We start from the raw sequence: 13245 nt of genomic DNA, 5'->3' as shown, positions 1-13245 counted from the left end.
CTGGCGGACGGCGCGTGTGCCGGCGCGGCTGTTATGATGGCCGCAATGACGATACCAACCCACGCCTCGCCCCTGCTTGTCCTCCTGCCCGGCATGGATGGCACGGCACGGCTATTCCACCGTTTTGACGCCGCCTTGCGCGCCCAGGCCGCCATCGACACCCAAGCCATCGCCTATCCGGCCGCGCCACTCGATTACGCGGCGCTGGAAGCATTCGTGCGCGAGCGCTTGCCGCGGGACCGCCCCTTCGTCGTGCTGGCCGAATCGTTTTCGGGCCCGCTGGGCGCCGCCCTGCGCGCCGAGCCGCCGCCTGGCATGCGCGCCCTGGTCCTGTGCAGTTCATTTGTGCGCAATCCGCGCCCGATGCTGGCGCCGCTGCGCCACCTGCTCGGCCTTGGTCGTCCTTTGGCCTTGGCCACTGCCCGGCTTCGCCCTGCGCCAGGCGCTACTGGCGCCCTGCTCCACGCCGCAGTTGCAGGATGAACTGGCAGCGGCGCTGGCGCAAGTGCCGCCCAGCGTGCTGCGCCAGCGCCTGCGCGCCGTGCTGGAAACAGACGCCTCGCGCAGCTTCGCGCGCGGCACCTTGCCCGTGCTGTATCTGCGCGCCCGCCACGACCGCCTGGTGCCGCCCGCGAACGCCGTGCAGATACTGCGCCTGGCACCCGACGCGCAACTGGCCGACATCGCCGCGCCGCACATGCTGCTACAGGCGGCGCCGGAAGCGGCGGCCGTCGCCGTCACCGCCTTTCTCGCGGGCCTGTCAGCCGCGCAGGTATCCGCTTAAACGCGCGCTGGCCAGCACGGCCAGCCAGCTCACGCCGCCCGACAACACGCTGAAGTAGATGGCCCGCAGCGGATGCTGGGGCAGCAGATACGCGAGCACGGCTGCACTCAGCAGACCGCACAGCGCAGGCTTCCACCAGCCGGGCGGCAGCAGCGCCAGCAGCAGATTCGTGCCCGCATACACGTAAAACACCAGCAGCAGGGCCAGGCCACCGGCCACGCCGGGCGAGCCCAGGCTGCCAAACAGCTGCGTGTACAAATAAAACCCTAGCCAGCTCAATGCGATAAACAGCAGGCAGCCCAGCGCATGCGCGCCCAGGCCGGCCATCAGGCGAATCACGGTTGCTTGAGTACAGGAATGAAGCGGTGGCCGCAGGCATGGCACATGAAGGTACGCGCATACTTGTCCTGCAAGGCGGCGGCCTCCTTGTCCCAATTGGCGACGAAGGTCGTTTGCGACAAGGCGATGGAGGCGATGCCCCCTGCCACGAAGATCCAGAACAGGCCATTCGCGCCGGCCTGGTAAAAGACGACGGCGGCGATGACAAAAATGATCACCCCCAACACGATCAGCCCTGCCTTCTGGTGGGTCTGCATCGTCGGCCCTGCGGCCTGGCGCGACAGCAAGGTCTGGCTGCGCGTACGCGCATGGCCGTGGATGAAATCGCCATCGATCCTGCCCGACATATGGGTAGAGGTGCCGGAGATGCCGGAGGCATGCACCATGGAGAGGCGTTGAACGTTGGAACTGTCACATGCCGGGCAATGCGCCATTGCTTTTTCCATAAAATAAAATAATCGCGCACTGTAGCATAAAAAAAAGCCGGCCCTTTCACGCAGAAAGGGCCGGCTTGCTTACGTCGACAGCCAGGCGTTTACTTCGCCGAATTGAGCAGCAATTCGTTGAGGCGTTTCACGAAGCTGGCCGGGTCGGCCAGCGAACCGCCTTCGGCCAGCATGGCCTGGTCGAACAGGATGTTGGCCCAGTCGCCGAACTTGCCGCCTTCGGCATCTTCGTATTTCAGGCGCGTCACCAGCGGGTGGTTCGGGTTGATTTCCAAAATCGGCTTCGATTCCGGCGCGCTCTGGCCAGCGGCTTTGAGCATGCGCAGCAGGTTGCCCGACAATTCGTTTTCATCGGCCACCAGGCAGGCTGGCGAATCGGTCAGGCGGAACGTCACGCGCACGTCCTTGGCCTTGTCGGCCAGCACGGTCTTCATCTTGCCCACCAGGTCGGCGTACGAGGTTTCCGTTTCTTCGTGCTCTTTCTTTTCCGCTTCGTCTTCCAGCGCGCCCAGGTCCAGGCCGCCTTTTGCGACGGAGACCAGTTCCTTGCCTTCGAAGTCCTGGATAAACGACAGCATCCATTCATCGACGCGGTCGGTCAGCAGCAGCACTTCGACGCCCTTCTTGCGGAAGATTTCCAGGTGCGGGCTGTTCTTGGCGGCGGCGTAGTTGTCGGCCGTGACGTAGTAAATCTTGTCCTGGCCTTCCTTCATGCGCGCCACGTAGTCGGCGAACGAAGTGATTTGCTCGTCGCTGTCGTTGGCCGTCGACGCAAAGCGCAGCAGCTTGGCCAGGCGTTCCTTGTTGGCCGCGTCTTCGCCGATGCCTTCCTTCAGCACCTGGCCGAATTCCTTCCAGAAGACGGCGTACTTGTCCTTCTTGTCCTGCTCGTCGGCGTTCGCCAGTTCTTCCAGCATGCCCAGCACGCGCTTGGTCGAGCCTTCGCGGATCACCTTGACGTCGCGCGACTCCTGCAGGATTTCACGCGACACGTTCAGCGGCAGGTCGGCCGAGTCGATCACCCCGCGCACGAAGCGCAGGTAGGTCGGCATCAGCTGCTCGGCATCGTCCATGATGAAGACGCGCTTGACGTACAGCTTGATGCCGCCGCGCTTGTTGCGGTCCCACATGTCGAACGGCGCCTTGGCCGGGATGTACAGCAGCTGCGTGTACTCGCTGCGGCCTTCCACGCGGTTGTGCGTGTGCGTCAGCGGCGACTGGAAGTCGTGCGACACGTGCTTGTAGAATTCGTCGTACTGTTCCGGCGTGATGTCGGCCTTGTTGCGGGCCCACAGGGCGCTGGCCTGGTTGACGGTTTCGAATTCGTCCTTCAGGACGGTTTCTTTTTTCTCGTCGTCCCACTCTTCCTTCTGCATCACGATCGGCAGCGAGATATGGTCCGAGTATTTGCGGATGATGGACTTGATCTTCCAGCTCGACAGCAATTCGTCCTCGCCTTCGCGCAGGTGCAGGATGATGTCCGTGCCGCGCGACGGCTTGTCGATCGATTCGATGCTGTAATCGCCTTCGCCGGCCGATTCCCAGCGCACGCCTTCGGAAGCGTCCACGCCGGCGCGGCGCGTTTCGACGGTGATCTTGTCGGCGACGATGAAGCCCGAATAGAAGCCCACGCCGAACTGGCCGATCAGGGCCGCATCCTGCTGCTGGTCGCCCGACAGCTTGCCGAAGAATTCCTTGGTGCCCGACTTGGCGATGGTGCCCAGGTGCGAGATCGCCTCGTCACGGGTCATGCCGATGCCGTTGTCGGAAATGGTGATGGTGCGCGCATCCTTGTCGAAGCTGACCTTGATCTTCAATTCGTGATCGTTGCCGTACAGGGCGTCGTTATCGATCGCTTCAAAGCGCAATTTGTCGGCCGCGTCGGACGCGTTCGAGATCAATTCGCGCAGGAAGATCTCCTTGTTCGAGTACAGGGAATGGATCATCAGGTGCAGCATTTGCTTCACTTCGGTCTGAAAACCCAGGGTTTGCTTTTCGGAGACAGCCATTTTTACCTCATAGTCTTGTGGATGGGACGGATTCTACGGAGTTGGGGATGGTACAAGCGATTTCAAGAGCCCCCGGCAAATGTGCTGTTTTAACCCAGTGCGCGGGCGAAAAACGCCCAGATGCGCTCGTCCTGCACCGTGGCCAGGTTCAGGCGCATGCGGGTCGATGGCAGCTGGCGCGGCGAAAACAGGCTGCCCGGCGCCAGCACCAGCCCCTCGGCCAGCGCCTTCTCGGCCAGGACATTCGTGTCGCAGCCCGCATCGGCCCACACGAACATGCCGGCCGGTGCGGGATCGAAACGCAAGCCCGCCTGTTCGACCTTGCGGTACGTACACTCGCGCACCTTGTCGAGCCGCGCGCGCAGGCGCTCCGCATGCTTGCGGTACAGCCCCTGCGAGAGGATCTTATACACGACGCGTTCGCCGATGTCGCTGGTGGTCAAGGTGGCCAGCATCTTGCGGTCGGCCAGGCGCTGCGCCCGCTCCGGCGACGTGGCGATGAAGCCCACGCGCAGGTTCGCCGCCAGGCTCTTGGAAAAGCCGCCCAGGTAAATCACGCGGCGCAACTGGTCCAGCGCGGCCAGGCGCGTGGCCGGCTGCACCAGACCGGCTGCGCCCGGGTGCATGTCGCAATAGATGTCATCCTCGACGATGAGGAAATCGTGCTGTTCGGCCAGGCGCAGCACCTGGAACGCCTTGGCTGCCGACAGCGAGGTCGAACTGGGGTTGTGCAGCACCGAGTTGATCACGTACAGCTTGGGACGGTGCAGCGCCGCCAGCTCGGCCAGCACGGCGATATCGGGGCCGTCACCCAGGCGCGGGATGCCGATGACGTTCATGCCCATGGCGGCAAAGGCGCCGAACATCAGCCAGTACGCGGGATCGTCGACGAAAATGGTGTCGCCGGGGCGGGCGAACTCGCGCGCCACCAGGTCCAGCGCCTGCATCACGCCCACCGTGGTGACGATCTGCTCGGGCGGACAGGCGATTTCCAGTCCCGCCAGTTTCAGTTGCAACTGCTGGCGCAGGGGCAGGAAACCCTGCGGCGTGCCGTAGCCCAGCAGCAAACTGCCAGGCTGGCGGCTGACGTCGCGCAAGGCGCGCGCCACCAGGTCGCCATCGAGCCACTCGGCAGGCAGCATGCCGGTGCCGGGCGCGGGGATGGCCGGCGTCTGGCGGAACATGTTACGGATCAGCCACACCACGTCCATCGGCTGCGCCACCGCGTCCTGCGCGCCAGCGGGCGGCGCCGGCGTATTCAGGGGCGAGCGCTCGCGCACGAAAAAGCCGGCGCCGCGCCGCGATTCCAGGTAGCCGCGCGCCACCAGCTTGTCGTAGCTGGCCACCACCGTGGCGCACGACACGTCCAGGCTGGCGGCGCACTGGCGGATCGAGGGCATGCGCGCGCCGCCGCGCAGCAGCTTGTCGTCGATGCGCGCCGCCAGCGAGCGCGTGATCTGGTCGATCAGGGTTTCGCCCGAGGCGCGCGACAACAAGGGAAGTGTATTGCTCATATGACCATGACAGTATGTGGAATTATGCGTGAAAGTGTATTTGTACTGTATTGCTATTGAGCCCTAGGATAGCAGTACCGGGCGCATTCATCCACATCTGCCCGTCTTTATTCCACGCCACCCGCACCAGGACAGCCATGCCATCGCACGCCACCACCTCCCCCAGTTCCCTCCCGCGCCTCGGCGCCGACCGCACAGGCCTGTTGCTGGGCTTGATCGCCGTCGCCCTCTTCAGCCTGACCCTGCCCTTTACGCGGCTGGCCGTGGCCGAACTCGACCCCACTTTTGTCGCCCTGGGCCGCGCCCTGGTGGCCGCCGCCCTGGCCGGCCTGTGGCTATGGCAGCAGCGCGCGCCTATGCCTCGCCGCGAACAGTGGCTGCCGCTGGCGCTCGTGTCGCTGGGCTGCGTGCTGGGTTTTCCCTGGCTGACCTCAATCGCCATGCGCAGCCTGCCCGCCTCGCACGGCGCCGTGCTGGTGGGCATTCTGCCACTGGCCACCGCCGTGTTTGCAGTGCTGCGCGGCAAGGAGCGCCCATCGCCGGGTTTCTGGCTGATGGCCCTGCTCGGCACGGCGCTGGTGGTGGCCTTCGCGCTGCGCCAGGGCGGCGGCAGCTTCCACCTGGCCGACTGGCTGATCTTTGCCGCCGTCCTGCTGGCTGCACTCGGCTATGCCGAAGGGGGGCGCCTGGCGCAAGCGATGCCGGGCCAGCATGTAATTTCCTGGGCCCTGCTGCTGGCCGTGCCTTTTGTCTTGCCCGTGGTACTGTGGAACGCCTGGCCGCAGCGCGCGCTGATGGCGCAGGCCAGCGGCGCGGCCTGGCTGGGCTTTGCCTACATTTCCGTGTTTTCCATGTTTATCGGCTTCTTTTTCTGGTACCGGGGCATGGCACTGGGCGGCGTGGCGCGCGTGGGACAAACGCAGCTGCTGCAGCCCTTCCTCACCCTGGTGGGCGCGGCCGTGCTGCTGAACGAGCCGTTGACGGGCGAAAGCCTGCTGTTTGCCGGCGCCGTGATCGCCGTGGTAGGCATAGGACGCAAGCTGAAGTAAAGTGCCTTGACGCCCATTTGCAACGCCGTTGCGCGTGCGGATGGGCAGAGCAGCGTGCAAGCCGTACAATACCGCAGCACCATGGCGACGCCTATCCGGCGCCGCTTGCGCACGCACCGCCACAAGCGGGCCAACAAATCCAGCCGGCGCAGCTCGGCATCTTCTGTGAGACTCGTATGAAAATTGAAAATCCGAATCCGATCCAATGGCGCTTTGCCGAACGCGCGGAACAGCTGCAAAGCTCGTTCATCCGCGAAATCCTGAAGATCACGCAGCGTCCCGAGATCATCTCGTTTGCTGGCGGCCTGCCCTCGCCCGCCACCTTCCCCGTGGAAGAAATGAAGACCGCCTTCGACAAGGTCCTGTCGAACAATGGCAAAGTGGCCCTGCAATACGGCCCGACCGACGGCTACCTGCCGCTGCGCCAGTGGATCGCCGACTCGCTCTCCAGCAACGGCAGCACCATCATGCCGGAACAGGTGCTGATGACGTCCGGCTCGCAGCAGGCGCTGGACTTGCTGGGCAAGGTCCTGATCGACGAAGGCAGCAAGGTACTGGTGGAAACCCCCAGCTACCTGGGCGCCCTGCAGGCGTTTTCCGTCTACCGTCCCGAATTCGTTTCCGTCGACACCGATGACGAAGGCCTGGTGCCGTCGTCGGTCAACCCCGTCGCCGATGGCGCGCGCCTGCTGTACGCACTGCCGAACTTCCAGAACCCGACGGGACGCAGCCTGTCCGTGGCGCGCCGCGTGGAGCTGGTGGAAACCTGCGCCCGCCACGGCCTGCCGCTGATCGAGGATGATCCGTACGGCGCCCTGAGCTACAGCGGCGAGCCGTATCCAAAGATGATCAACATGAATCCGGACGGCGTGATCTACATGGGTTCGTTCTCGAAAGTGCTCACGCCGGGCATCCGCCTCGGCTACGTGGTGGCGCCGATGCCGCTGGTGCGCCGCCTGGAACTGGCCAAGCAGGCGGCCGACCTGCACACGTCGCAGCTGACGCAGATGGTCGTGCATGAAGTGATCAAGGATGGCTTCCTGGACCGCCATATCCCCAGCATCCGCAGCCTGTACGGCAACCAGTGCCAGGCCATGCTGTCGGCGCTGGAAGAGCACTTCCCGGCCGGCGTTACGTGGACCAGACCGGAAGGCGGCATGTTCATCTGGGTCACCCTGCCGAAGCACATCGACGCGATGACATTGCTCGATGAAGCCATCGCCAACAAGGTCGCCTTCGTGCCGGGCGCGCCGTTCTACGCGAACACGCCGGAAACGCACACCTTGCGCCTGTCATTCGTGACGGTGCCGCCGGAACGCATCCGCGAAGGCATCGCCATCCTGGGCAAACTGATCGCCGCAAAAATGTAACTCGCCTCTTCACGCCCCGCTGCCGCGGGGCGTGTCACTGCTGCCCCCAGCGCCAAGGGGTACGCATCTTTTCCGCTAAAAACCGCCTTCACGATGGCAACTTCGTGTATTTATTCATAAAAATATTAAAATAATAATATTTTACCGCCTCGTGCACCATCGATTTTTCCACCCAAAAAATTAGCAAAGCGGTATGATTTGACCGCTGTATCCGATTTGAACCCAGTCAGCATCACTTAAAGTGCAGCAAACGCTGGCATCGCAAAGTACATCGAGAAGGCCGGAAGCAATGAGTCCAGGCAGTGTGGAGCATTCCCAGAGGCGCAACGCCGCCATTTTGATTGTCGATGATGCGCCGGCCAACCTTGAGCTGCTGCGCAAGCTGATGAGCGAACAGGGTTATCAAACCTATGTCGCCACGTCCGGCGAGCGGGCGCTGGCGATCGCCCAGCGCGCCCACCCGGACCTGATCCTGCTCGACGTGCTGATGCCGGACATGGACGGCATCGAAACGTGCCGCCGCCTCAAGCAGCATCCGCTGACGCAGCGCATTCCCGTCATCTTCATGAGCGCCAAGACGGAAACGGAAGACGTGGTGGCCGGCTTCGACTGCGGCGCCGTCGACTACATCAGCAAGCCGCTGCGCATGGCCGAAGTGTGCGCGCGCGTACGCGCCCAGCTGCAGATCCGCAGCAACAATGAAAACCAGCAGGAACAGGCCGAGCGCCTGCGCACCATCGTCAACAACATGGCCGAGGGCTTGCTGATCATCGAAGCCGATGGCCGCATCCAGTACACCAACCCGGCTTGCGACCAGTACCTGGGCTACCGCGAAAACGAACTGGCCGGACGCTCCATCGGCGAACTGCTCAGCCCCCTGGTGACGCAGGAATACCTCGATTACTTCGCCATGTACGCGGCCAATCCCGAGAAGGCGCACAACCACGGCACGCGCGAAGTGGCGATCCGCCACCGTAACGGCGAGACACTGTGCATGGACCTGACCCTGACGCCCATGTATCTGCGCCAGCCCCTGTATATCGGCCTGCTGCACGACATCACGCACCACAAGCAGTCGGAAGATGCCTTGCAGCGCGCCGCCTACCTCGATCCGCTGACAAAAATCGCCAACCGCCGGCATTTCGACAGCTTCCTGGAAAAGGAATGGCAGCGCGCCGTGCGCGGCGGCGGCGCCCTGTCGCTGGTGGTGCTCGACGTCGACCACTTCAAGCTGTACAACGACAGCCTGGGCCACCCGGCCGGCGACAGTTGCCTGCAGCAGGTGGCGCAGGCCATCGCCTCGCACGCCGCCCGCCCGGGCGACCTGGCGGCCCGCTACGGCGGCGAGGAATTCGTCCTGCTGTTCGCCGACACGGATGCCGAAAGCGCCCTGCACCTGGCCGAAGCCATCCGCGTGCACATCGAGGCACTGCAATTGCCGCACCCCCGATCTGGCACCTCGCCATGGATCACCGTCAGCATCGGCGTGGCGACCATCCACCCGCACCAGCTGGACGACCGCAAGGTGCTGTTCGTCGCCGCCGACCGCGCCCTGTACGTGGCCAAGGAAGAGGGGCGCAACCAGGTGCGCGCCACGCAGTCGGGCAGCACGGCCTGGGAAACGGTCAAGGCGCTCGTTTTACGTTAGAACTTTCTCGACACGCTCAGTTTCGCATTGCGCCCCACGCCCGTCACGGCTTCACTCAGGTACGGCATGTAGTTGCGGTTGAAGACATTATCGACCGTCAAGCGTACTTCCGTGCCGCGCCACACTCCCTGCCTGCCATGCCACGAAGCGAACAGGGTGTGCAGCGCATAGCCTTTCGATGGCGGCAGGCGGTAGACATTCCCCACCGGCAGGACGCGGTCCTGTTTCGCCACGAAGCGGCCCTGCCAGCCGATGCTGGCCCCGAGGTCGGGCATGCGCCAGCCCAGGCCCGCCATCAATTTATCCGGCGCGATGGTCGACACGGGTTCGTCCTGGCCCCACGGGTCGCGCTGGGAACCGGTGCGCGTGCCGCGCTGCTTCGACAACGAAGCGCTGGCAAACAGGCGCGGCGAGTTGTAGTAGGACTCGACTTCCACGCCCTGCGTGTGGAAACCGGCCAGATTGCGGTAGGACGACAGGGCTGGCGGCACCTTGCCCGATCCCGGCACATAGCCTTCGATCAGGATGCCCAGGCGCGGGCCGATATTGTCGCTGACCTTGTTGCGGTACGCCGTCAGGCGCAGCTGCACGTCGTCGCGCTCCATGAATACGTTCTGCCGGTGCAGCATGACGCCCGTGCGCACGGCCGTCACCCGCTCGACGGCCAGGTCGCGGCTGGTGCCCGGCGTCGATGAACCGAGCCTGGACGACACATAGTATTCGTTCGAATACATCTCGTCGATCGTCGGCGCGCGCCAGGTGCGGCTCAAGTCGCCGAACAGCGCCACGCTGCCCGACGCCTTCCAGAACAGGCCCAGGCGGGGAGACCAGTCCTCGTGCGTCTTTTCGCTGAAGTCGTGGCCAGCCGCCGCCAGCGGGCTGTTGTAGCGCGACGCCTTGTTCGGCACGCCCTCGGAAACGACCCGGTCGTGGCGCAGCGCCGCCGTCACCGTCAGGTCACCATACGTCATCGCATCCTGCAGATACAGGCCCGTGGTTTCCTGGCGCCCGGCCGGCATGTAGTAGGGCTGGAAGTAGCCGTAGTTGTAGCTGGGATCCTTCAGCGCCGTCGACGACGGGTAGTACATCAGGGTGTCGCGCACGTTCTTGTGCCATTGCAGGCCCGTTAGCAGCACGTGCGAAATGGCGCCCGTCGTAAACACGCTTTCGTTGCGCACCTCCGCAATGCGGTCCACGTACGAGGCCCAGCTCTCGTTGCCCAGGGATCCCAGGTAGGAGCCCAGCGAAGCGGACGGCAGGCGCTTGTCATGCTGGTCCGTGTGCGAATAGCCGGCGCTGGCCGTCAGCTTGATCCATGGATTATCCTGCGGCGCGTACTGCCACTTCACGGAATACGTATCGTCGTCCTGGTCGCGGTATACGGCCTTGCGCTGCCACGCCTCTTCCAGTCCGTACTTCCGGATCTCCGCCTCGGTCGGCGTGGGCACGTCCTCGCCCATGGCGGCAAACGGGCCCCAGCCCGTGCTGCCGCTCTTCATCGCCGTCAGGGTCAGGAGCTGTTCCGGCGTCAAACGGATATTCAGCTTGGCCAGGCTCGATGGCGCGTCGATGGCGGAAAAGCGGAATGGCTTGCCATCAGGTTTGCGCAAATCGTCGGACTTGCGCTGCGTGGTGAAGGCCATCGCATCGAAGCGGCCATCTTCCGTGCGGCCGTAGACGGCCACGGTGGCGTCGTTTTCCGCATTGTTCGAATGGCGCGAGTACTTGAGCATGGCGCCCACTTTCTCGCCGCCTTCCAGCAAGTCTTGCGCATCCTTGGTCTCGACCGTGATGACGCCGCCGAAGCCGCCATTGCCGTACAAGCTCGTATGCGCGCCCTTGTTCACCTCGATCTGCTTGATCAATTCCGGCTCGATGAAGATGGAACCCTGGCGGTATTTTTCAAAGCCCTTGGGCACGCCGTCGAGGATGACTTTCACGTCCTGGACTTTATTGAAGCCCCAGATATTGAGACTCTGGCCGCTGGGACGTGCCGTGCCGGCCAGGTCCACGCCAGGCAAGGTGTCGAGCAAGGACGCGACATTGTCGGCCTGCTGGCGTTCGATATCGGCGCTGTTGATGTACGAACGGCCGGCCGTGCCGGCGCTGATGGCGTCGCCAAACACGCTGATGGCGGGCATCTGCACGGCGTCGGCCTTGTCGGCCATCGCCGCCGCCCACGCATGGCCGTGCGCGCCGCCCAATGCCAGCGCCAGCGCGGCGGCCAGCGGGGTCAATCCATTTTTGCTGCTCTTCATCGCTATCCTTGCCTGGGTTTGCTTACTGCTTGATGCTTCTGGAATGAAAAAATGCTGGGGCAGAGGAAGGCGGTGCACGATCAAGCGGCGGCGTTGAAGGAAGCGTTGCGGCGAACTCTGCCCGCGCGGACACGCCGCCGGCGCATGGCCGGCGGCGCACTGCAGTCACCGGGATAAGTTGCCTTAGTGAAATGCGGAACACATCATATATCAAAATGCGAATGATTCGCAATACGATTTAATGCGTAGTTATTCCGGATAGCCTGTGATGTCGGCGATCTCGCGGTACAGGGGCTGCAGCCGCGCATACATCTTGCGGTACACGCGCCGGTACAGCTGTTCGTAGATCTTGCGGTGCTCGGGATGCGGCTGGAATACCTTGCCCTTGCGCGTCATCGCCTGCACGGCGGCGGGAAAGTCCGCATGCCAGCCCAGGCCCACGGCGGCGGCGATGGCCGCGCCCAGGCCCGAACTTTCATACACGTGGGCGCGCGCGGCCGGCAAGCCGAAGATGTCGGCCGTCAGCTGCATGGCAGAGTCGCTTTGCGAACCGCCGCCCGCGATGCGCAGCTCCGTGATGGCGATGCCGCTGCGCTGCTCGATGCGCTCCTTGCCTTCGCGCAGCGCATACGCGAGGCCTTCGAGGATGGCGCGGTAGATGTGCGCGCGCGTGTGCACGTCGCCAAAGCCGATCATGGCACCCTTCGCTTCCGGGCCCGGCACCTTGATGCCGGGACTCCAGTACGGCTGCAGCATCAGGCCCATCGACCCGGGCGGCACGGCGTCGACCAGGCGGTCGAACAGCGCTTCGGCGGACAGGCCCGTGCCGTCTTCGGCGGCCGCCGCCCGCTCGCGGTCGCCGAACTGCTCCTTGAACCAGTTGACCATCCAGTAGCCGCGGAAGATCTGCACTTCCGTGCTGTAGGCGCCCGGCATGGCGGCCGGGTACGGCGGAATGAAGCGCGTCACTTCCACGTACTTGCGGTTGGTGGTGTTGATGGTGGCCGTGGTGCCGTAGCTCAGGCACGCCACGTGGGGTTCGACGCAGCCGGCGCCCAGCACTTCGCACGCCTTGTCGGCGGCCGCCGCCAGCAGGGGCGTGCCTTCCGGAATGCCCGTCGCCGCGGCGGCGGATGCCGTGATGGCGCCCATGCGCGTGCCCGGCGTCACCAGCTCGGGCAGCATGGAGCGCTTGATCGCCAGCGCCTGCCACTTCCAGTCGAAGCGCCCGGCCCACGCATGGCGCTTGTAGTCGAACGGGATGTACGCCACTTGCGAGCCGGTCGAATCGACATAGCGCCCGCAGAGGCGATGGTTCAAGAAGCCCGACAACAGCAGGAATTTGTGCGTGCGGCGCCAGATGTCGGGCTGGTGCGCGCTGATCCAGTTGATCTCGGCCTCGCGGCGGAAGTAAGCAATCGTGCCATCAAGGCGCGTGGCGCGGAAGGCGGCGCGCCACCATGGCGCCAGTTGCGGGATGTCGCGCGTGCTGCGCTGGTCCAGCCAGGTGATGGCGGGCCGCAAGGGCTGCCCCTCCTCATCCACATTGACGACCGTGCCGCGCTGCGTGGTCACGGCCACGCCGGCCACCGAGGATCGATTGATGTCCGTGCCGCGCCACAGCTGCTGGCATGCTTCGCACACGGCTTGCCAATAGCCGTCGGCGTCATGCTCGGCCCAGCCGGGGTGGTCGGAATAGTACGCTTCCAGGAACACTTGCGCCTTGGCCGCCAGCTTGCCGTCCCGGTCGAACAGCAGCGCGCGCACGCTTTGCGTGCCATTGTCGATGGAGAGGATATACGGACCATCGTCCGCCAGGGAAGCCATG

General features: G+C 64.3%; 11 protein-coding genes. 5 read left to right on the top strand and 6 right to left on the bottom strand.

Annotated elements, in window-relative coordinates; all coding sequences use genetic code 11:
* Positions 1 to 45 precede the first annotated feature (45 nt).
* Complete coding sequence (locus JAB1_RS30190; protein ID WP_254671957.1) at positions 46 to 483, top strand: hypothetical protein; 438 nt, start codon at positions 46 to 48, stop codon at positions 481 to 483.
* Positions 473 to 784, top strand: a complete 312-nt coding sequence (locus JAB1_RS30185; protein ID WP_254671953.1) for a hypothetical protein — start codon at positions 473 to 475, stop codon at positions 782 to 784. The genes JAB1_RS30190 and JAB1_RS30185 overlap by 11 nt, the downstream gene beginning before the upstream one ends.
* Here JAB1_RS30185 and JAB1_RS03480 read toward each other — a convergent pair.
* From JAB1_RS03480 to JAB1_RS03465, 4 genes are all read right to left on the bottom strand, one after another.
* On the bottom strand, positions 761 to 1123 hold the full coding sequence (locus JAB1_RS03480) for a hypothetical protein (protein WP_139144425.1): 363 nt from the start codon (positions 1121 to 1123) through the stop codon (positions 761 to 763). The genes JAB1_RS30185 and JAB1_RS03480 overlap by 24 nt on opposite strands.
* Positions 1120 to 1509, bottom strand: coding sequence for a hypothetical protein (locus tag JAB1_RS03475; protein ID WP_139144424.1), 390 nt, complete (start codon positions 1507 to 1509; stop codon positions 1120 to 1122). The genes JAB1_RS03480 and JAB1_RS03475 overlap by 4 nt, the downstream gene beginning before the upstream one ends.
* A gap of 149 nt (positions 1510 to 1658) precedes the next feature.
* Positions 1659 to 3578, bottom strand: coding sequence for a molecular chaperone HtpG (gene htpG / locus JAB1_RS03470; RefSeq protein WP_070257762.1), 1920 nt, complete (start codon positions 3576 to 3578; stop codon positions 1659 to 1661).
* Between the two features lie 89 nt (positions 3579 to 3667).
* Positions 3668 to 5092, bottom strand: coding sequence for a PLP-dependent aminotransferase family protein (locus tag JAB1_RS03465; RefSeq protein ID WP_071653291.1), 1425 nt, complete (start codon positions 5090 to 5092; stop codon positions 3668 to 3670).
* A 137-nt stretch (positions 5093 to 5229) separates the two neighbouring features.
* Here JAB1_RS03465 and JAB1_RS03460 point away from each other — a divergent pair, with 137 nt between their 5' ends.
* The 3 genes from JAB1_RS03460 to JAB1_RS03450 all read left to right on the top strand — a co-directional run bounded on the left by JAB1_RS03460 (position 5230) and on the right by JAB1_RS03450 (position 9159).
* Positions 5230 to 6141: a DMT family transporter gene (locus JAB1_RS03460; RefSeq protein WP_034777990.1), complete on the top strand. Its 912-nt coding sequence runs from the start codon at positions 5230 to 5232 to the stop codon at positions 6139 to 6141.
* A gap of 176 nt (positions 6142 to 6317) precedes the next feature.
* Positions 6318 to 7511 carry a PLP-dependent aminotransferase family protein gene (locus JAB1_RS03455; RefSeq protein WP_070278801.1) on the top strand — a complete coding sequence of 398 codons (1194 nt, stop codon included), beginning with the start codon at positions 6318 to 6320 and terminating at the stop codon, positions 7509 to 7511.
* A 289-nt stretch (positions 7512 to 7800) separates the two neighbouring features.
* Positions 7801 to 9159: a diguanylate cyclase gene (locus tag JAB1_RS03450; protein ID WP_070278799.1), complete on the top strand. Its 1359-nt coding sequence runs from the start codon at positions 7801 to 7803 to the stop codon at positions 9157 to 9159.
* On the opposite strand, the gene JAB1_RS03445 is transcribed toward JAB1_RS03450, so the two are convergent.
* Positions 9156 to 11417 carry a TonB-dependent hemoglobin/transferrin/lactoferrin family receptor gene (locus JAB1_RS03445; RefSeq protein WP_070278797.1) on the bottom strand — a complete coding sequence of 754 codons (2262 nt, stop codon included), beginning with the start codon at positions 11415 to 11417 and terminating at the stop codon, positions 9156 to 9158. The two genes, JAB1_RS03450 and JAB1_RS03445, sit on opposite strands and share 4 nt — an antisense overlap.
* 249 nt (positions 11418 to 11666) lie before the next feature.
* Positions 11667 to 13244: an FGGY-family carbohydrate kinase gene (locus JAB1_RS03440; protein ID WP_070278795.1), complete on the bottom strand. Its 1578-nt coding sequence runs from the start codon at positions 13242 to 13244 to the stop codon at positions 11667 to 11669.
* Between the last annotated feature and the right edge of the window lies 1 nt (position 13245).

The sequence above is a fragment of the Janthinobacterium sp. MP5059B genome, assembly GCF_001758645.1.
GTDB lineage: Bacteria > Pseudomonadota > Gammaproteobacteria > Burkholderiales > Burkholderiaceae_D > Janthinobacterium > Janthinobacterium lividum.
Note: the sequence above shows the minus strand (reverse complement) of the source record. Positions and strands in the feature narration are given on the sequence as shown.